The organism is Klebsiella quasivariicola, assembly GCF_002269255.1.
GTDB lineage: Bacteria > Pseudomonadota > Gammaproteobacteria > Enterobacterales > Enterobacteriaceae > Klebsiella > Klebsiella quasivariicola.
The window spans coordinates 4,807,100-4,826,522 of sequence record NZ_CP022823.1; the positions used below are offsets into that span (position 1 = coordinate 4,807,100).

19 protein-coding genes are annotated in these 19,423 nt (G+C 58.6%); 15 read left to right on the plus strand and 4 right to left on the minus strand.

Annotated features, from left to right (window positions below; genetic code table 11):
* Positions 1-4 precede the first annotated feature (4 nt).
* The 7 genes from hpaA to B8P98_RS24275 all read left to right on the plus strand — a co-directional run bounded on the left by hpaA (position 5) and on the right by B8P98_RS24275 (position 7,894).
* Positions 5-895 carry a 4-hydroxyphenylacetate catabolism regulatory protein HpaA gene (gene hpaA, locus B8P98_RS24245; RefSeq protein ID WP_025713119.1) on the plus strand — a complete coding sequence of 297 codons (891 nt, stop codon included), beginning with the start codon at positions 5-7 and terminating at the stop codon, positions 893-895.
* Between the two features lie 224 nt (positions 896-1,119).
* Positions 1,120-2,682: a 4-hydroxyphenylacetate 3-monooxygenase, oxygenase component gene (gene hpaB, locus B8P98_RS24250; protein ID WP_095033489.1), complete on the plus strand. Its 1,563-nt coding sequence runs from the start codon at positions 1,120-1,122 to the stop codon at positions 2,680-2,682.
* Positions 2,683-2,701: 19 nt separating this feature from the next.
* Positions 2,702-3,214: a 4-hydroxyphenylacetate 3-monooxygenase reductase subunit gene (locus B8P98_RS24255; RefSeq protein ID WP_002887467.1), complete on the plus strand. Its 513-nt coding sequence runs from the start codon at positions 2,702-2,704 to the stop codon at positions 3,212-3,214.
* Between the two features lie 300 nt (positions 3,215-3,514).
* Positions 3,515-5,665: a carbon starvation CstA family protein gene (locus B8P98_RS24260; RefSeq protein WP_025713120.1), complete on the plus strand. Its 2,151-nt coding sequence runs from the start codon at positions 3,515-3,517 to the stop codon at positions 5,663-5,665.
* Positions 5,666-5,774: 109 nt separating this feature from the next.
* Positions 5,775-5,978, plus strand: coding sequence for a YbdD/YjiX family protein (locus B8P98_RS24265; protein WP_002887451.1), 204 nt, complete (start codon positions 5,775-5,777; stop codon positions 5,976-5,978).
* Between the two features lie 11 nt (positions 5,979-5,989).
* Positions 5,990-6,946, plus strand: a complete 957-nt coding sequence (gene yjiA, locus B8P98_RS24270; protein WP_025713121.1) for a GTPase — start codon at positions 5,990-5,992, stop codon at positions 6,944-6,946.
* A gap of 402 nt (positions 6,947-7,348) precedes the next feature.
* The gene (locus B8P98_RS24275; protein ID WP_025713122.1) at positions 7,349-7,894 is read left to right on the plus strand and encodes a YfaZ family outer membrane protein; all 546 of its coding nucleotides are present in this window, start codon (positions 7,349-7,351) and stop codon (positions 7,892-7,894) included.
* Between the two features lie 98 nt (positions 7,895-7,992).
* On the opposite strand, the gene B8P98_RS24280 is transcribed toward B8P98_RS24275, so the two are convergent.
* Positions 7,993-9,363 carry an NAD-dependent succinate-semialdehyde dehydrogenase gene (locus B8P98_RS24280; RefSeq protein ID WP_025713123.1) on the minus strand — a complete coding sequence of 457 codons (1,371 nt, stop codon included), beginning with the start codon at positions 9,361-9,363 and terminating at the stop codon, positions 7,993-7,995.
* Between the two features lie 158 nt (positions 9,364-9,521).
* The gene (locus B8P98_RS24285; protein WP_080898024.1) at positions 9,522-10,436 is read right to left on the minus strand and encodes an Rpn family recombination-promoting nuclease/putative transposase; all 915 of its coding nucleotides are present in this window, start codon (positions 10,434-10,436) and stop codon (positions 9,522-9,524) included.
* A 215-nt stretch (positions 10,437-10,651) separates the two neighbouring features.
* Between B8P98_RS24285 and B8P98_RS24290 the strand changes: the two genes are divergently transcribed.
* The 8 genes from B8P98_RS24290 to B8P98_RS24325 all read left to right on the plus strand — a co-directional run bounded on the left by B8P98_RS24290 (position 10,652) and on the right by B8P98_RS24325 (position 17,305).
* On the plus strand, positions 10,652-11,467 hold the full coding sequence (locus B8P98_RS24290; protein WP_080898025.1) for a helix-turn-helix domain-containing protein: 816 nt from the start codon (positions 10,652-10,654) through the stop codon (positions 11,465-11,467).
* 47 nt (positions 11,468-11,514) lie between these two features.
* Positions 11,515-12,177: a LysE family translocator gene (locus B8P98_RS24295; protein WP_080898026.1), complete on the plus strand. Its 663-nt coding sequence runs from the start codon at positions 11,515-11,517 to the stop codon at positions 12,175-12,177.
* Positions 12,170-13,462, plus strand: a complete 1,293-nt coding sequence (locus tag B8P98_RS24300) for a DUF445 domain-containing protein (RefSeq protein WP_080898027.1) — start codon at positions 12,170-12,172, stop codon at positions 13,460-13,462. The genes B8P98_RS24295 and B8P98_RS24300 overlap by 8 nt, the downstream gene beginning before the upstream one ends.
* Before the next feature lie 53 nt (positions 13,463-13,515).
* Entirely contained in the window at positions 13,516-14,763 is a 1,248-nt protein-coding gene (gene mdtM, locus B8P98_RS24305; protein ID WP_080898028.1) for a multidrug efflux MFS transporter MdtM, read from the plus strand.
* Positions 14,764-14,788: 25 nt separating this feature from the next.
* Positions 14,789-15,028 carry a DUF2164 domain-containing protein gene (locus B8P98_RS24310; protein ID WP_008807589.1) on the plus strand — a complete coding sequence of 80 codons (240 nt, stop codon included), beginning with the start codon at positions 14,789-14,791 and terminating at the stop codon, positions 15,026-15,028.
* 97 nt (positions 15,029-15,125) lie between these two features.
* Positions 15,126-16,277, plus strand: a complete 1,152-nt coding sequence (locus tag B8P98_RS24315; RefSeq protein WP_080898029.1) for a double-cubane-cluster-containing anaerobic reductase — start codon at positions 15,126-15,128, stop codon at positions 16,275-16,277.
* Positions 16,278-16,286: 9 nt separating this feature from the next.
* Positions 16,287-17,054, plus strand: a complete 768-nt coding sequence (gene yjiL, locus B8P98_RS24320; protein ID WP_080898030.1) for a putative 2-hydroxyacyl-CoA dehydratase activator YjiL — start codon at positions 16,287-16,289, stop codon at positions 17,052-17,054.
* Positions 17,051-17,305 carry a DUF3343 domain-containing protein gene (locus B8P98_RS24325; RefSeq protein WP_080898031.1) on the plus strand — a complete coding sequence of 85 codons (255 nt, stop codon included), beginning with the start codon at positions 17,051-17,053 and terminating at the stop codon, positions 17,303-17,305. The genes yjiL and B8P98_RS24325 overlap by 4 nt, the downstream gene beginning before the upstream one ends.
* Here B8P98_RS24325 and B8P98_RS24330 read toward each other — a convergent pair.
* Together B8P98_RS24330 and B8P98_RS24335 are read right to left on the minus strand one after the other, a co-directional pair.
* The gene (locus B8P98_RS24330) at positions 17,302-18,366 is read right to left on the minus strand and encodes a DUF2955 domain-containing protein (protein WP_080898032.1); all 1,065 of its coding nucleotides are present in this window, start codon (positions 18,364-18,366) and stop codon (positions 17,302-17,304) included. The two genes, B8P98_RS24325 and B8P98_RS24330, sit on opposite strands and share 4 nt — an antisense overlap.
* Positions 18,356-19,423, minus strand: coding sequence for an HlyD family secretion protein (locus B8P98_RS24335; RefSeq protein ID WP_025713134.1), 1,068 nt, complete (start codon positions 19,421-19,423; stop codon positions 18,356-18,358). The genes B8P98_RS24330 and B8P98_RS24335 overlap by 11 nt, the downstream gene beginning before the upstream one ends.

Below are 19,423 nucleotides of genomic sequence, written 5' to 3' on the forward strand. Positions count from 1 at the left end.
CGCTATGTGCCAAAGCCCAATCGCCAATATCGATATCAATAAAGAGTACGACGAGAGTCTGGGCACCGAAGAGGTGCACTATCAGTCGTTCTCCCGTATGGCGGCCTTTTTTGGCCGCGACATGCAGGCGCATCGCCACGACCGCTATTTCCAGATGCACTACCTTGATACCGGGCAGATTGAGCTGCAGCTCGATGATCATCGCTATTCGGTGCAGGCGCCGCTGTTTGTGATAACGCCGCCCTCGGTGCCGCATGCCTTTATTACAGAGTCCGATAGCGATGGTCACGTGTTGACGGTGCACGAAGAACTTATCTGGCCGCTGCTGGAGGTGCTTTATCCCGGCACGCGGGAGACCTTCGGCCTGCCGGGGATCTGCCTGTCGCTGGCGGATAAACCCGACGAGCTGGCGGCGCTGGCGCACTACTGGCAGCTGATTCGTCGGGAGTCCACCGCCCAGCTGCCGGGGCGGGAGCATACCCTGGCGCTGCTGGCGCAGGCGGTCTTTACCCTGCTGCTGCGTAATGCCAGGCTCGACGATCACGCCGCCAGCGGGATGCGCGGCGAGCTGAAATTATTCCAGCGCTTTAACCAGATGATCGATAGCCACTTTCATCAACACTGGACGGTACCGGATTACGCCAGGGAGCTGCATCTGACCGAATCGCGGTTGACCGATATCTGTCGCCGCTTCGCTAACCGTTCGCCGAAGCGGCTGATATTCGACCGCCAGCTGCGCGAGGCAAAGCGGCTGCTGCTGTTCTCCGATAGCGCGGTCAATGAGATAGCCTGGCAACTGGGGTTTAAAGATCCCGCCTATTTCGCGCGCTTTTTTAGCCGCCAGGTCGGCTGCTCGCCCAGCAGCTACCGGGCGCAAAAAGTACCGGTGTCGTAATCCCCCGGCGGCGCGGCGCTTACGGGGCTGCGGTCCACAGGGCGGCTCAGCGCCGCGTTGCCCGCCAAACGCTGCCGAGATCACAAAATTCACGCCCGCCTGAAAAGTACCCGTCGTTGTCGCAAACGTCCCTTCACGGCAAGCGCAATAACCGCTTCAATTGAACAACAAAAACAAAACATAAATTTAACATAGCATTCCGATTAATACTGAAGAGGTCACCTATGAAACCTGAAGATTTCCGCGCCGACGCGAAACGCCCGTTAACCGGTGAAGAGTATTTAAAAAGCCTGCAGGATGGCCGCGAAATTTATATTTACGGCGAGCGCGTGAAGGATGTCACCACCCACCCGGCTTTCCGTAATGCCGCGGCTTCTGTCGCTCAGCTGTACGATGCGCTGCACAAACCGGAAATGCAGGATTCCCTGTGCTGGGGCACCGATACCGGCAGCGGCGGCTACACCCATAAATTCTTCCGCGTGGCGAAAAGCGCCGACGATCTGCGCCAGCAGCGCGACGCCATCGCCGAGTGGTCACGCTTAAGCTACGGCTGGATGGGCCGCACCCCGGACTACAAAGCCGCCTTCGGCTGCGCGCTGGGCGCCAACCCGGCGTTTTACGGCCAGTTTGAGCAGAACGCCCGCAACTGGTACACCCGCATTCAGGAAACCGGCCTGTACTTTAACCACGCGATCGTCAACCCGCCGATCGACCGCCACAAGCCGGCCGATGAAGTGAAGGACGTCTACATCAAGCTGGAAAAAGAGACCGATGCCGGGATCATCGTTAGCGGCGCGAAAGTGGTCGCCACCAACTCGGCGCTGACCCACTACAACATGATCGGCTTCGGCTCCGCGCAGGTGATGGGCGAGAACCCGGACTTCGCGCTGATGTTCGTCGCACCGATGGATGCCGAAGGCGTCAAGCTTATCTCCCGCGCCTCCTATGAGATGGTCGCCGGCGCAACCGGATCGCCGTACGACTATCCGCTTTCCAGCCGTTTCGACGAGAACGACGCGATTCTGGTGATGGATAAGGTGCTGATCCCATGGGAGAACGTGCTGATTTACCGCGACTTTGACCGCTGCCGCCGCTGGGCCATGGAAGGCGGTTTCGCCCGCATGTACCCGCTGCAGGCCTGCGTGCGCCTGGCGGTCAAACTGGACTTTATCACCGCCCTGCTGAAGCGCTCTCTGGAATGTACCGGCACCCTCGAATTCCGCGGCGTGCAGGCCGACCTTGGCGAAGTGGTGGCGTGGCGCAACATGTTCTGGGCGTTAAGCGATTCTATGTGCTCGGAAGCGACGCCGTGGGTCAACGGCGCATGGCTGCCGGATCACGCCGCGCTGCAGACCTATCGCGTGATGGCGCCGATGGCCTACGCCAAGATCAAGAACATCATCGAGCGTAACGTCACCAGCGGCCTGATTTATCTGCCGTCCAGCGCCCGCGATCTGAACAACCCGCAGATCGACCAGTATCTGGCGAAGTACGTGCGCGGCTCCAACGGTATGGATCACGTTGAACGTATCAAGATCCTCAAACTGATGTGGGACGCGATCGGCAGCGAATTCGGCGGCCGTCATGAACTGTATGAAATCAACTACTCCGGTAGCCAGGATGAAATTCGCCTGCAGTGTCTGCGCCAGGCGCAGAGCTCCGGCAATATGGACAAAATGATGGCGATGGTTGACCGCTGCCTGTCCGAGTACGACCAGAACGGCTGGACGGTGCCGCATCTGCACAATAACGCTGATATCAACATGTTGGATAAGCTGCTGAAGTAATTCACAGCGGGAGGTCATAATGCAATTAGATGAACAACGCCTGCGTTTTCGCGATGCCATGGCCAGCCTGTCGGCGGCGGTTAACGTTGTCACCACCGCAGGCGAAGCCGGCCGCTGCGGCATTACCGCCACGGCGGTGTGCTCGGTGACGGATACGCCGCCATCGGTAATGGTTTGTATCAACGCCAACAGCGCGATGAACCCGGTGTTTCAGGGCAACGGCAAGTTGTGCATCAACGTGCTGAACCACGAACAGGAAATCATGGCCCGTCACTTCGCCGGGATGACCGGAGTGACGATGGAAGAGCGATTTGCCCTCAGCGGCTGGCAGCAGGGCGCGCTCGGGCAGCCGGTGCTGAAAGGCTCGCTGGCCAGCCTCGAAGGCGAGATTAGCCAGGTGCAAACCATCGGCACCCACCTGGTGTATCTGGTGGAGATCAGGAATATTACCCTGAGCCCGCAAGGGCACGGCCTGATTTACTTTAAACGCCGTTTTCACCCGGTGATGATGGAAATGGAAGTCGCGGTGTAATGGCCTCGCCTGCTCCTCTCCGCCCGGGGAGGAGCCTTATTTTTCATGACCCTCTTCCCGGCCATAATACCCTGTGATCTCAATCACATAATCTCGAGCTGCTCACTTTACCATCCACCGCTTACCCCTTCCAGTAACCGCTTAACCCCCTATACAACCACTCACCCATTTACCCAACTTTACGCGCGCGCTGTTCTGGCAAGATCGAAGGCAGCCTAGCTAATCAATACCTCCATCAACCCTAACTTAAAACCAGACGGCTTCGGCCAATTATTCATCTAATTAACGCCAGGTTTTACTATGGATACCAAAAAACTATTCAAGCACATACCCTGGGTGATTCTGGGAATCATCGGGGCATTTTGCCTCTCAGTCGTCGCCCTGCGCCGCGGTGAGCACGTCAGTGCCCTGTGGATCGTGGTGGCGTCAGTTTCCGTGTACCTTGTCGCCTATCGTTATTACAGCCTGTACATCGCGCAGAAGGTGATGAAGCTCGACCCGACGCGCTCCACGCCGGCGGTGATTAATAACGATGGCCTGAACTACGTGCCGACCAACCGCTATGTGCTGTTCGGCCACCACTTCGCCGCTATCGCCGGCGCCGGCCCGCTGGTCGGCCCGGTACTGGCCGCGCAGATGGGCTATCTGCCGGGTACCCTGTGGCTGCTGGCCGGCGTGGTGCTGGCGGGCGCGGTACAGGACTTCATGGTGCTGTTTATCTCCTCGCGGCGCAACGGCGCCTCGCTGGGCGAGATGATTAAACAGGAAATGGGGCCGGTTCCGGGCTCTATCGCCCTGTTCGGCTGCTTCCTGATTATGATCATCATCCTCGCGGTGCTGGCGCTTATCGTGGTGAAAGCGCTGGCGGAGAGCCCGTGGGGCGTCTTTACCGTCTGCTCGACGGTGCCTATCGCCCTGTTTATGGGTATTTATATGCGCTTCCTGCGCCCTGGCCGCGTCGGTGAAGTGTCGGTTATCGGTATCGTGCTGCTGGTGGCCTCTATCTGGTTCGGCGGCGTGATTGCCCATGACCCGTACTGGGGCCCGGCGCTGACCTTTAAAGACACCACCATCACCTTTACCCTGATTGGCTACGCGTTTATCTCCGCGCTGCTGCCGGTATGGCTGATTCTGGCGCCGCGTGACTATCTGGCCACCTTCCTGAAAATCGGCGTAATCGTCGGCCTGGCGCTGGGGATCGTTATCCTCAACCCGGACCTGAAAATGCCGGCAGTGACCCAGTACATTGATGGTACCGGCCCGCTGTGGAAAGGCGCGCTGTTCCCGTTCCTGTTTATCACCATCGCCTGCGGCGCGGTCTCCGGCTTCCACGCGCTGATCGCCTCCGGCACCACGCCGAAGCTGCTGGCCAACGAAACCGACGCCCGCTTTATCGGCTATGGCGCGATGCTGATGGAGTCGTTCGTCGCCATCATGGCGCTGGTCGCGGCCTCGATTATCGAACCGGGTCTCTACTTCGCGATGAATACCCCGCCGGCGGGCCTTGGCATCGTCATGCCGAACCTGCACGAAATGGGCGGTGAAAACGCGGCGATGATCGCTGCGCAGCTGAAAGAAGTGACCGTCCACGCGGCGGCGACCGTCAGCTCCTGGGGCTTCGTGATTTCACCTGAGCAGATCCTGCAGACGGCGAAAGATATCGGCGAACCTTCCGTACTGAACCGCGCCGGCGGCGCGCCGACGCTGGCCGTCGGTATCGCTCACGTGTTCCACAAAATCATCCCGATGGCAGATATGGGCTTCTGGTACCACTTCGGTATCCTGTTTGAAGCGCTGTTTATCCTCACCGCGCTGGATGCCGGTACCCGCGCAGGCCGCTTTATGCTGCAGGATCTGTTGGGTAACTTCGTGCCGTTCCTCAAAAAAACCGACTCGCTGGTCGCCGGTATTATCGGTACCGCCGGCTGCGTCGGCCTGTGGGGCTACCTGCTGTATCAGGGCGTGGTCGACCCGCTGGGCGGCGTGAAGAGCCTGTGGCCGCTGTTCGGTATTTCTAACCAGATGCTGGCCGCGGTGGCGCTGGTGCTCGGCACGGTGGTACTGATCAAAATGCAGCGCACCAAATATATCTGGGTTACCGTTATTCCAGCTGCGTGGCTGCTGCTGTGCACCACCTGGGCGCTGGGTCTGAAACTGTTCAGCACCAACCCGCAGATGGAAGGCTTCTTCTTTATGGCTCAGCAGTATAAAGAGAAGATTGCCGCCGGCGGCGAGCTGACCGCGCAGCAGGTCGCCAACATGAACCATATCGTGGTTAACAACTACACCAACGCCGGCCTGAGCATCCTGTTCCTGGTGGTGGTGTACAGCATCATCTTCTACGGCATCAAAACCTGGCTCAATGTCCGCAACAATAAGGTGCGCACCGACAAAGAGACTCCGTACGTGCCGGTACCAGAAGGCGGCGTGAAAACCTCGTCACATCATTAACCCTGATGCCGGATAGCGCTACGCTTATCCGGCCTACCAAAAGCGCATTAACGTAGGCCGGATATGGCGCTAGCCGCCATCCGGCTTTATTCGTTATCTGGAACTCACAATGTTTGGTAACTTAGGTCAGGCAAAAAAATATCTCGGTCAGGCGGCGAAAATGCTGATCGGCATTCCGGATTACGACAACTACGTCACCCATATGCAAACCAACCATCCGGATCAGCCGTACATGACTTATGAAGAATTCTTCCGCGAACGCCAGCAGGCCCGCTACGGCGGTGACGGCAAAGGCGGCGTACGCTGCTGTTAATGGAGGCAATAATGGCACCGATTGCAGTCACCCTACTCACCGGTTTTCTTGGCGCGGGAAAAACCACCCTGCTGCGCCATATCCTGAATGAGCAGCACGGTTTCAAAATTGCCGTGATTGAAAACGAATTTGGCGAAGTGTCCGTTGACGATCAGCTGATCGGCGACCGCGCCACGCAGATTAAAACCCTGACCAACGGCTGCATCTGCTGTACGCGCTCCAACGAACTGGAAGACGCCCTGCTCGATCTCCTCGATAGCCGCGATCGCGGCGAAATCGAGTTTGACCGGCTGGTGATTGAATGCACCGGCATGGCCGACCCGGGGCCGATTATTCAAACCTTTTTCTCCCACGAGGTGCTTTGTGAACGCTATCTGCTGGATGGCGTGATCGCCCTGGTCGACGCCGTCCATGCCGACCAGCAGATGGATCAGTTCACCATCGCCCAGTCGCAGGTCGGCTATGCGGACCGCATTCTGCTTACCAAAACCGATGTTGCCGGCGACACCGAAACGCTGCGCGAACGGCTGGCGCGCATCAACGCGCGAGCGCCAATTTATACCGTCATCCACGGCGATATCGATTTAAGCCAGCTCTTTAATACCAGCGGTTTTATGCTGGAAGAGAAGGTTGTCAGCGCAACACCGCGTTTTCATTTTGTGGCAGAAAAGCAGAACGACGTCTCGTCGATTGTGGTCGAGCTCGACTATCCGGTGGATATCAGTGAAGTGTCACGGGTGATGGAAAACCTGCTGCTCTCCTTCGCCGAGCAACTGATGCGCTATAAAGGCATGCTGTGGATCGATGGCGAGCCGAATCGCCTGCTGTTCCAGGGCGTGCAGCGCCTCTACAGCGCCGACTGGGACCGCCCGTGGGGCGATGAAACACCGCACAGCACGCTGGTGTTTATCGGCATTCAGCTACCTGAGGAAGAAATCCGTGCGGCGTTTGCCGGGTTACGACGCTAACCTGCTCGCCTGTTCGCCTGCGCGCTACAGCGCAGGCACCGTTCTCTCCCCTGCTCGTCGTCAAAGACAGGGGACAAAACATCGGCAACGCGTCGAGAAATGTAAATCAACGTTTTTATAAGTAACAGCCGAAATACTTTTGGAAATAATAAGAAACCAAATGAGTAGGATCCTTAATAATTAATGCCCGCCCTGTTCAGTTTCTGTTTAACCCACCCATTAAACCTCGGCTAAACAGGCCAAAGTTGATGATTGACCTCGCCGTAACCCAACGTCTTTACAACATTTTCAAAACACCTTCTCGACAAAAACAGCATATAAAATCGACGTGAGTCACATTTGCAGAGGTAAACATCGCTTGTTAAGGTGCCCTCATACAAACTTATTGACGAGGAGTAAACCATGAAAAAGCGTAATATCCTTATTCTTGCAGCCCTGACCGCGGTCTCTGGTTCCGCCATGGCAGTGGGTTTTACCGTTGAACAGGGTAAAAACTTCACCAACCTGAATATGGAAATGGGTAAATCCTCATCCGGCCTGTATGCCGAAAGCCACTGGCTGAAGAATACCGATGATGGTAGCCAGACCGGCGGCGTTGGCGCAGGCTACAACCTGGAAGTCGGCCCGGTGATGCTCAATGCCGGTGCGAAAGCCATCTACCTGGGGCCGAAAAAAGGTGATAACGGCGTTGCATTCCCGGTCGGCGGCGGAGTGAACGTGGCCCTGACCGACAGCATCCACGTGTTTGGCGAAGGGTATGTCGCGCCGGATGGCCTGAACAACAGCGTGAAAAACTATGTTGAAGCGAACGGCGGCGTAAGCTGGTCCCCGGTTGGTCCACTGACGTTAAAAGTGGGTTACCGCCATGTGAGCGTTGATGGCAAAGAGGGTCGCCCGAACCACACCCTGATTGATGGCGCCTACGTGGGCGGCGGAGTCACCTTCTGATCGAGGCCCACCCGCCGACGATAAGATTAAAGTGTACTGAGCCCTGGCCATAAAAAAACCTGCCGATGGCAGGTTTTTTTTATAGCCGAATCCGGGGCTTAGCGGCGCACCACCACCAGCTTCTGGTTCACGAACTCTTTGATGCCGAGGTCGGAGAGCTCCCGGCCGTAACCGGAACGCTTCACACCGCCAAACGGCAGTTCCGGTGCGGTATCGGTAAGCCAGTTGATATAGACCATCCCGGTTTCAATGGCCGACGCCATCCGTTTGGCGCGTTCGATATCCTCACTGAACACCGCGCCGCCCAGACCATAGTGGGAATCATTGGCCAGCTGGATTGCCTCATTATCGTCTTTCACCACGTAAATCTGCGCTACCGGGCCAAAGAACTCCTCAAAGTACGCCGGGTTATCACGGGTAATACCGGTCAGGATGGTGGGTTCAAAGAAGTTACCGTCCCGGGCCACCGCTTTGCCGCCCAGATGCAGCTTAGCGCCATTTTTCACCGCCTCGTCCACCTGTTTGCTTAAGGTGTCCAGCGCATCTTTGGAAGAGAGTGGCCCCAGCGTGGTGCTTTCATCCAGCGGATCGCCGATTTTCACCTGGCGAAACGCCTCGCTAAATTTCGCCAGGAACGACTCAGCGATATTTTCGTGCAGGATAAAACGCTTGGCGGCGGTACATACCTGGCCGGCGTTATTCAGCCGCGCCTGGACGCCGATTTTCACCGCGCGCTCCAGGTCGGCATCGTCCAGCACCACAAACACATCGTTGCCACCCAGTTCCAGGGTCGATTTCTTAATATGCTTCGCCGCCTGCGCCGCCACTACGCTGCCGGCTTTCTCCGACCCGGTTAGCGCCGCACCCTGCACGCGATCGTCGGCGATAATGTTCGCCACCTGATCCTGAGAAATAAACAGGTTGGTCCACGCCCCTTCCGGTGCGCCGGCCTCACGCACCAGATGGGCAAAGGTTTCCGCGCAGTGCGGCACAATGCTGGCGTGTTTGGCGATAACCGGGTTACCGGCCGCCAGGTTTGGCGCCAGGACGCGCATCAGCTGGTAATAGGGGAAGTTCCACGGCTCCACCGCCAGTAAGACGCCAATGGGATGGTGCTCAACCCAGGCTTCACCCAGTTCGGAGGGGTATTTTACCGGCGCCAGGAATGATTTGGCGTTATCGGCGTAATAGCGGGCGATCTGCGCGCAAAGTTTCACTTCGCCGCGGCTCTGCTTAATGAGTTTCCCCATCTCCTGGCTGGCGATTTTTGCCAGCTCCTCCGCCCGGCTGTCGATCAGATCAGCCAGCTTATGCAGTACCGCCAGCCGCGGTTCAATATCGCCTTTTGCCCAGGCAGAATGATAGAGCGCATCCGCCTGCTGCAGCGCCGCCTCCACGTCCGCGTCGCTGTGCGCCGGGTACGTTTTAATAAGCTGATTGTTCGCAGGATTCACCGTCTGATAGGCCATATCGCATGTCTCCTTGTTATCGCTATTAAGGCAGTCAAAAATGCCGCTAAGGATATTAAGGGTAGTCGAGATGGCTGGCGATGCGGGTAAAGTTAGGTATATCCGGAATATTCCATAAAGAGGCTAACCGGGACTACCGTCAGGCCATCCCGGCGTTATTAATGCGCCAGCGCGGCGATCTCATCGGCGGCCAGGCCGGTGATTTTCGCTACCGTCTCGCGGGGGATACCGTCGTCCAGCATCCTCTGTGCAATACGCAGCGCCTCGGCATGCTGTCCTTCTTGCCGGCCTTCCCGTTTGCCTTTTCTGCGGCCCACTTCCTGTAATCTTTCGGCGATGGTCATTAAGCTCTCCCTGTGCTGAGGAACCCGCTGCGCCACTTCGCGGATAAACCGGCCAAAGCGGCGCGCGTTGCCAGTCTGCAGCAGATAATTAAACAGCGTTTTTAGCTGTCTGTCATTAGCGTCCCCGTTAAGTAAAATCGTCGTCAGTTGCTCAACAATGTTCATTAAATCGCGCTGGCGAATATGCTTCTGTATCAGCTCAAGTAACGCCACGCGCCGATGGCTAACAATCTCCTCGTCAGGGATCACCGTGATATCCACCAGCGGAAAGGGCGATGCATAAAGCTCCCGCGCCAGCGGCGGATCGGTAAAGCAGTCCAGCCAGTTGAGCGACCACGGATAGGGCGTGGTCGCTCCATGGTAAAACAGCATCGGCACCACCAGCGGTAGTTTTGTATGACCGCCATCCAGATGACGCTGCATCGCGGCGATGGCGTAACGCATCAGGCGAAAGGCCATCTGCGCGTCCGGCGAGCTTTGATGTTCGATAACCACATAAACGTAGCCCTCGCCCGATGCGGTTTTGAGTGACCACAGCACATCGGAGTACCAGGCGCGCAGGCTCTCCTCGATAAAGCTTGCCGATTCCAGCTGTAAGGTATCGAGGTCGCAGCGCTGACGCAGCGCAGGCGGTAAATGGATCGCCAGGAAATCACGCGCGGTGTCGGCCTGGGTAAGAAACTGTTTAAACACCGCATCATGCGGCGTCGAGGTGGTGCCCTTTGCCATCGGCTCGTCCCTGCCTGCTTATCCTGCAGGGACTCTACGCCCTCAGAATGGCTCTGACACCCGGGCAATACAACCTTTACGCGCCGCCGCGAAAATAGATTTACCCGGACTGCAAGCGCATTATCTTTTTTCGAGGCTATACGCAAATCCAGGCGGGCGACAGCCTCTGCGCAGCATGCTATAAACGACGTATCCCTTCAGCAAAGGCCGAAGCAGTGAACCATACACGAGATATTCCCCAAACCTTCTGGCGAGACGATCGTCTGCCGTGGCTGGAGCTGCGCAGCACCTGGCGCAGCCGCCAGGCCTACAAGCGCCACAGCCATCCCCAGCTTTCCGTAGGGGCGATCGTCGACGGCGAAACGCGCTGCCTGTGCAATGGTGAGGAATATCTCCTGCAGCCCGGGGATCTGATCGTGATCCCGCCGCAGGCGCCCCATAGCTGTAATCCGCTGCATGGCAGGCCGCGGAGCTATCATATGCTGTACCTGGAGACGGCGTGGTGCCATGCCCAGCGCCCGGATATTCTCCACAACGCCACTCTCGCGACATCGCAGCCGCTGCAGCGAGATGAGGAACTCTTTACCCGCTATCAGCATATCGTGGCCTTGATGGCACAGGGCGAGATTGCGCAACTCCCCGCTCTGGTGGCGCAATTGTTGCAATCTTTGCCGCTATACGCCGCTGCACCACCAACACGCCATCCCGCCAGCGCCCTGCTGTTTCAGCGCCTGGCAAACACGCTGCCGACACCGCCGTCGCTGGATAAGCTGGCCTACGACAGCGCGCTTCGCAAAGAGACCGTTATCCGCGCCGTAAAACAGGATACCGGCCTGACGCCTGCCAGTTTGATCAACATGGCGCGCATCGAATATGCGAAAACGCGCTTACGCGCCGGGGACCCTATTGCCGACGTCGGCTATCAGGCCGGATTTGCCGACCAGAGCCATTTTCATAAAACCTTTGTCAGCTATACCGCCGCCACGCCGCGGCAGTATGCGCAACGCAGATCAATATCCGACAATAAGTAATTTTTCACCAGGCGTAAGGTGGCCTCAGCACCATTATCGAGGCCACTATGCATACCTTATCGACGCTCTTTCCCTCTGCCTTCCCGGCGTTAGCCCTGTCCCACTTTGTCGCCCTGCTCAGCCCGGGCCCCGATTTTTTCCTGCTGGTCGGCTACGCCGTGCGCTACCGGATCCGCGGCAGCATCGGACTGTGTCTCGGCATCGCCGCAGGCAATGCGCTGTACATTGTGCTCGCCATCGTCGGCTGGGGGCTTTTGCGGCAGGCACCGCTGCTGTTTTTACTCATCGAACTGTTGGGGGCGGGCTATCTATTGTGGATTGGCAGCCTGCTGATACGCAGCCGCCCCGCGGCGCTGGCGGTGGAAAGCGTGCGCGCATCGCGACCAGGGATCGGCAAGCAACTGCTGCTTGGACTGGGGTCATCGCTGCTCAACCCGAAGAACGCGCTGTTTTATCTGGCGCTGATGACCTCCCTGCTCGGGCCGGCGGTCACGCTGCTTCAGCAAACGGTGAGCGGGCTGTGGATGGTCAGCGTGGTATTCCTCTGGGATTTCCTGCTGGTCAGCGCAATTGCGCTGCCGCAGGTACAGCGCCGCCTGAGCGCCATCGTCTGGCGGGTCGAGCGGGCGGCAGGGGCGATCCTGATGCTCTTCGGTCTGTGGATTATCTGGCGATTTTTGCACGACCTCGCCGTCAGGCTATATGCTTAAGCTTATGGAAAAACTCGCTGAACTGAAACGCGCCAAACTGCTGGCGCTGTCGCTGCTGCTGATTGCAGCCGCCATTTTTATCACTACCCTCGTGCTACCACCGTCGCCCTGGGTCGGTGCGCTAAAAGCTATTTCCGAAGCGGCGATGGTCGGGGCGCTGGCCGACTGGTTTGCGGTAGTGGCTCTGTTTCGTCGTATTCCGTTGCCGTTTGTCGCCCGTCATACGGCAATTATTCCGCGCAATAAGGATCGTATTGCCGATAATCTCGGTCATTTCGTACAGGAAAAATTCCTCGATACCCCGTCGCTGGTCGCGCTGATCCGCCGCTACCAACCGGCGCTGATGCTCGGCAACTGGTTCAGCCAGCCGGAGAACGCCCGGCGTGTTGGCCAGCACCTGCTGCAGGTGATGAGCGGTTTTCTCGAACTGACCGATGACGCGCGCATTCAACGTCTGCTGCGTCGGGCGGTGCATAAGGCAATCGATAAGGTCGACCTGACGCAGACCAGCGCCATGATGCTGGAGGGACTGACCCGCGACAATCGCCATCAAAAGCTGCTGGATTCGTTGATAAACCAGCTGATCGCTCTACTGCAGCGCGACAACTCCCGCGCCTTTATCGCCCGCGGCATCGTGCACTGGCTGGAGACCGAACACCCGCTGAAGGCCAAACTGCTACCCACCGAGTGGCTCGGCGAGCACAGCGCCGAGATGGTCACCGACGCGGTAAATACCCTGCTGGACGAGGTGACTCACGACCGCACGCATCAGATTCGTCAGGCCTTCGACCGCGCGACGCAAAAACTTATCGATAACCTGAAATCCGACCCGGAGATGGCGCAGAAGGCCGAGAATATTAAAGCCTGGTTGAAAAACGATGAAACCTTTAACCACTACCTTGGCGAGGTATGGGGCGACCTGCGCAGTTGGGTAAAAAACGATATCAGCAGCGACGATTCGCGCATCAAGCAACGCATCGCCGAGGCCGGGCAGTGGTTCGGCGAAACCTTACTCCGCGACGACGCCCTGCGCGAATCGCTCAACGAACACCTGGAGCAGGCAGCGCACCGGGTAGCGCCGGAGTTTGCCGTCTTCCTCACCCGCCATATCAGCGACACGGTGAAGAGCTGGGACGCCCGCGATATGTCGCGGCAGATCGAACTCAATATTGGTAAAGATCTGCAGTTTATTCGCATCAATGGCACCCTGGTAGGGGGAACCATCGGCCTGTTGTTGTGGCTGTTCTCGCAGATCCCTTCGCTGCTGCAACTGCATATTGGTTAGCAATGATACTATCCGAACAATAGCGCTGATAAATATTCCACAGGGAGGGCGAAATGATGCACCGGATTTCCCACTGGCTGACCCGCCACGCCGCCGCGCTGTTCTTCCCGGCAGCGCTAATCCTGTATGATTTTTCCGCCTATCTCACCACCGACCTGATCCAGCCGGGGATCCTGCACGTGGTGCGCGATTTCAATGCTGATGTGGCGCTGGCTCCGGCCTCGGTAAGCCTGTATATGGCCGGCGGCATGGCGCTGCAGTGGCTGCTGGGGCCGCTCTCTGACCGGATAGGACGGCGTCCGGTGCTGCTCACCGGCGCGCTGATTTTCACCCTCGCATGCCTGGCGACCCTGTTCACCACCTCCATGACCCAGTTTCTGATTGCCCGCTTCGTGCAGGGCACCAGCATCTGCTTTATCGCCACCGTCGGCTACGTCACCGTGCAGGAGGCCTTTGAGGAAAAAAGGTCGATCAGGCTGATGGCGGTGATCACCTCCGTCGTGCTGGTGGCGCCAATCGTCGGCCCGCTCTCCGGCGCGGCGCTGATGCATTTCATCCACTGGAAAGCGCTGTTCGGTATTATCGCCGCCATGGGGCTGGTGGCCTGGCTTGGCCTGCTGTTGACCATGCCGGAGACGGTGCGCCGCGGCGATGTACCGTTCAGCCCGCCCGGCGTGCTACGCGATTTTCGCAACGTCTTCCGTAACCGCATCTTTTTGCTCGGCGCCGCCACGCTGTCGCTGAGCTATATTCCGCTGATGAGCTGGGTGGCGGTCTCGCCGGTGATTTTAATGGACGCCGGCGGACTGACCACCAGCGAGTTCGCCTGGAGCCAGGTGCCGGTCTTCAGCGCCGTCATCATCGCCAACCTGTCGGTGGCGCGCTGGGTAAAAGACCCTACCCGTCCGCGCTTTGTCCTCAGCGCGGTCCCGGTGCAGATGCTCGGCCTGGCCATCCTGATCGTTGGCAATCTGGTGTGGCCGCACGTCTGGTTGTGGTCGGTGCTCGGCACCTGCTTCTACGCCTTCGGCATTGGGCTGATTTTCCCGACGCTGTTTCGCTTTACCCTCTTTTCCAACGACCTGCCGAAAGGCACAGTCTCCGCATCGCTGAATATCGTGATCCTCAGCGTCAGCGCCTTATCGATTGAAGGCGCGCGCTGGCTGTGGTTCCATGGCGGCAGACTCCCCTTCCACCTGCTGGCGGTAGCCGCCGGGATTATCGCCGCCTGCAGCCTGGCCGGGCTGTTACGCCACCAGCGCCAGCGTGGGCAAGGGGTCATCGAAGCCCGGCAGTCGTGAGACCTTTTACGGAGAAAGCCCCATCATGAACGATATTGAACTCAGCCCGGCGCAGCGCGACCTGCTGCGCGACAAGCTCAGCAAGTACTGCGAAGAGACCTTCAACCTCGAGCTGGAGCAGTTTGACGCCGAATTTTTCGTCGACTTTATCGCCAAAGAGCTGGGTCCACTGTTTTACAACGCCGGTATCGAAGAGGCCATCCGCACCCATCTGGCATGGAGCGAACGTATCCAGGAAGAGATGGATTTGAAAAAGGTCTATTAACACCGCGCACAGACGCAGGAGATCAATAAAACCCTGCAAACACCATGGCTATAATGGCGACTCTTTCAGCATCTCCCGTGTACGGGGAAGGAAAATCATGTCGCTTATCACCGATCTACCCGCCATTTTCGACCAGTTCTCGGCAGCTCGCCAGAAGGGCTTTCTCACCGTCATGGATCTTAAAGAGCAGAACGTGCCGCTGGTGGGCACTTACTGCACCTTTATGCCCCAGGAGATCGCCATGGCGGCGGGCGCCGTTGTCGTCTCGCTGTGCTCCACCTCCGATGAAACCATTGAGGAAGCGGAAAAAGATCTCCCGCGCAACCTTTGCCCGCTCATCAAAAGCAGCTACGGCTTCGGCAAAACCGATAAATGCCCCTACTTTTATTTCTCTGACCTGGTGGTCGGGGAAACCACCTGCGACGGCAAAAAGAAGATGTACGAGTACATGGCCGAGTTCAAGGCGGTCCACGTCATGCAGTTGCCGAACAGCGCCCACGATGCCGGCTCGCGCGCACTGTGGAAAGCGGAGATCCTGCGCCTGCAGCAGGTAATTGAAGCCCGGTTTGGCGCGCCGATTAGCGAGACGGCGCTGCGTGAAGCCATCGTGCTGAAAAATCGCGAGCGCCGGGCGCTAGCCCACTTCTATCGTCTCGGTCAGCTCAATCCGCCAGCGCTCAGCGGCAGCGACATCCTGAAAGTGGTGTATGGCGCCACCTTCCGTTTCGACAAAACCGCTCTGATTGATGAACTTCATGCCATGGCGGAGCGCGTCCATCAGGAGTGGCAGCAGGGTAAACGGCTGGAATCACGTCCACGGATCCTGATCACCGGCTGCCCGATTGGCGGTGCGGCGGAGAAAGTGGTTCGCGCCATTGAGGAAAATGGCGGCTGGGTGGTCGGCTATGAGAACTGCACCGGCGCGAAAGCGACCGAGCGCTGCGTGGCGGAAGAGGGCGACGTCTACGACGCCTTAACCGATAAATATCTTGCCATCGGCTGCTCCTGTATTTCCCCCAACGACCAGCGTCTGCAGTTGCTGAGCCAGATGGTGGAGGAGTATCAAGCCGACGGCGTGATCGACGTCATTCTGCAGGCCTGTCATACCTATGCCGTGGAATCGCTGGCGATTAAACGCCATCTGCGCCAGCAGCACGATCTTCCTTACATGGCGATTGAAACTGACTATTCGACAGCAGACCTCGGCCAGCTCAGCACCCGCGTCGCCGCCTTTATCGAAATGCTGTAAGGAGCTCGCGTGAACTATACGGTTGGCATTGATTCTGGCTCTACCGCCACGAAAGGCATCCTGCTGGCGGACAGCGTCATCGTCCGCCGTTTCCTCTGCCCCACCCCCTTTCGCCCCGCCGACGCCATCCATGAGGCCTGGGAGACACTGCGCGCTGGTCTCACGGAGACGCCCTTTTTAACCCTCACCGGCTATGGCCGCCAGCTGGTGGATTTCGCCGATAAGCAGGTGACGGAGATTTCCTGCCACGGCCTCGGCGCTCGCCTGCTGGCGCCGGAAACCCGCACGGTGATTGACATCGGCGGCCAGGACAGCAAAGTCATCCAGCTGGACGCCGGGGGCAACCTCAGCGACTTTCTGATGAATGACAAATGCGCCGCCGGCACCGGGCGCTTTCTGGAGGTGATTTCCCGAACCCTCGGCGCCAGCGTCGAACAACTGGACGCCATCACCGACGGCGTCGCGCCGCATGCGATTACCAGCATGTGCACGGTGTTTGCCGAATCGGAGGTCATCAGCCTGCGATCGGCGGGGGTCGTGCCGGAGGCGATTCTGGCGGGGGTGATTAACGCCATGGCCCGGCGCAGCGCGAACTTTATTGGCCGCTTAGCGGCGCAGGGGCCGCTGCTGTTTACCGGCGGCGTCAGCCACTGCGCCACCTTTGCCCGCATGCTGGAAAGCCATGTCGGCATGGCGGTGACGACCCATCCCGACGCTCAGTTCGCCGGGGCGATCGGCGCGGCGCTGATCGGCCAGCGCCAGCGGAGGCGCGAATGACAACCTTCCTGTTTTTATTTCATTCCACGGTGGGGGTGGTGCGAATGCGCAAAGCCCTGCAGGCGGCGGGAATGTCCTTCGAGGTGAAGGATATTCCCCGCCAGCTGCGCAGCGGCTGCGGGCTGTGCATTCTGCTGGAGGGGACGGAAGACGCAGCGCGAAGCTGGATCCTGCCGAAGCTGACGGCGGCGCTGTATCAGCAGGACGAGGAAGCATGGCGCTGTGTGGCTACCTTCCCGCAGGCGGATTAATCGGTTATGACAAAGCGCGTCGCCGCAAAGCAGTTCAGCAGACGATGCATGAGAAAGACCAGGGTTAGCGTCACCACCAGCGAGACCGTCACCGAGGTGATACGGTACAGGTCGCTGAATACCAGATCCTGATACGGATGCAGGTTCTGGCCGAACATAATGCCGATGGTGGTGATGCTGGCGAAGCCGACCCCGGCGCCCACTTTTTCCATCACGTGCAGGCGGGCGCTGAAGGCCAGTCCGAGACCAATCAGCGGCATCATCAGGATCATGTGGTTGCTGAAATCATAGATAATCAGCTGCACCACCAGTATATAGAGACAGGCCAGCACCACCCCTACAACGCGCCAGATCGAGCTGATCACCGCCCCGCGATAATGCATCGGAAACAGGATCAGGATCCCGGCCATCAGCGCCGACAGCGAGTCGCTAAGATCGCAGACCTGAAACACCACGAAAATCATCGTCGCCACCGTGCCGGAAAGCAGCGACTCGTGGCGAATGCGGGCGGCATCTTTTTCAATCCGTGGCGGCGGCTTGCGCGGCTCGACGTCCGGAATGAGATAGTGGAGCAGCGCGCTCAGCGCTACCGCCAGCACGCAGGCTTCCATGTTAGAGAACATCAGGGTGTGCCAGTTGCTGGTGGGATAGCTCATAAAGTTGAGCATCGTGCTCTGGCACACTACCCCCATCGACCCCAGCAGGAACAGCGGCCCCTGGCTCATAAAGCGGAAACGCATCACGTACAGGGCAAACACCACCAGGGTCATGATCACCGGCCATTGCGACAGATAGCCGACAATCAGCACCATTTCGACGCAATTCACCGCCGCGCTGAACACAAACTGGCGGGCGACGTGGCGGTTAAACATCGGCACTAGCGACATCAGCATCAGCGGGTAAACCACGAAAAACACACCGTACTGGACGTCGTAGAAAGTGGAGATGCTGAGCGCAATAGTTCCGGCCACGGCGACACGCACCGTCTGGCGAAAATCATTCGCCGTGTAGACGATATTGCCGTGCGGCGTAAAGACATGCGCCAGGGTATTAATAGACATAGTGCAACCAGCTCACCAGGTGGATCTGCAGGCCGGCAAAGGTACGGGCGAAAGGTCCTTCGCTATTGTACAACTGCACCGTGGCGCGGGCGCCGGTCGGCAGTGGTTTCTCCAGCGGCTGATCCAGCGCGACGTGAATGCGCATCCGCTGAGCGTCGCGCACCCAGCGGGTGGACTGTTCCGGCTGCGACAGCTGGCCGTTCACCGCCTCCTGCCCCGCCAGGATCCCGGCGTCGCTGCTGGTCACGTGCGCCGGGAAGACTTGACCCGGCAGGGCATCGAAGACCACCGCCGCATCGGTATTCACCGCGGTGTGGCGCAGACTCTTTTCACGGAAGTCGGCGACGATGTCAGTATTGTTGTTGACCAGCGCCAGCACAGCCGTCGCCGCGGTGGCGTAGATCCCCGGGTTCAGCTGCAGGTTGCTGACCATACCGTCAGTTTCTGCACGCACCTGGGTCCAGGCCAGGTTTAGCTGCGCCTCCTCCAGCGCGTTGCGGTATTTCTGCAGGGTGACATTGCGCTTATCGTCGCGCTCGCCGCGCTGGATCAGCAGGTTCTGGATCTGCGCATTCAGCGCCGAGACCGACTGCTCGCTGGTCTGCCAGGTGGTACGCACCTTATCGAGGTCGGACTGCGAGACGTTCTGCATGGTACTCAGGCGCTGGTAGCGATCGAGCGTGACCTTATCGTTACGCGCGGTGTACTGTGCGGTGCGCAGGTTGGCGCGGGCGGCGGCGATTTGCGCGTCAAGTTGCTGGTTGCTCAGTTTCGCCTGCTCAAGAGCGATTTGCGCCGCTTCAACTTTATTAATGAATGGCGTTGGGTCGAGCTCATACAACAGGTCGCCCTTTTTCACCTGGCTGTTATTGTGCACGTAAACGTGCGAGACATAGCCGGAGACCCGTGACGATACCGGTGTGACCACGCGCATGACGGTGGAATCCGGCGTCAGCGGGATCCAGATATCGGCAACGATAAACCAGGCGAATATTCCCAGAAAAGCGGCAATACTCACCCGTACCCAGCGGGCAAATTTTTGTTCAGGCGTCATCAT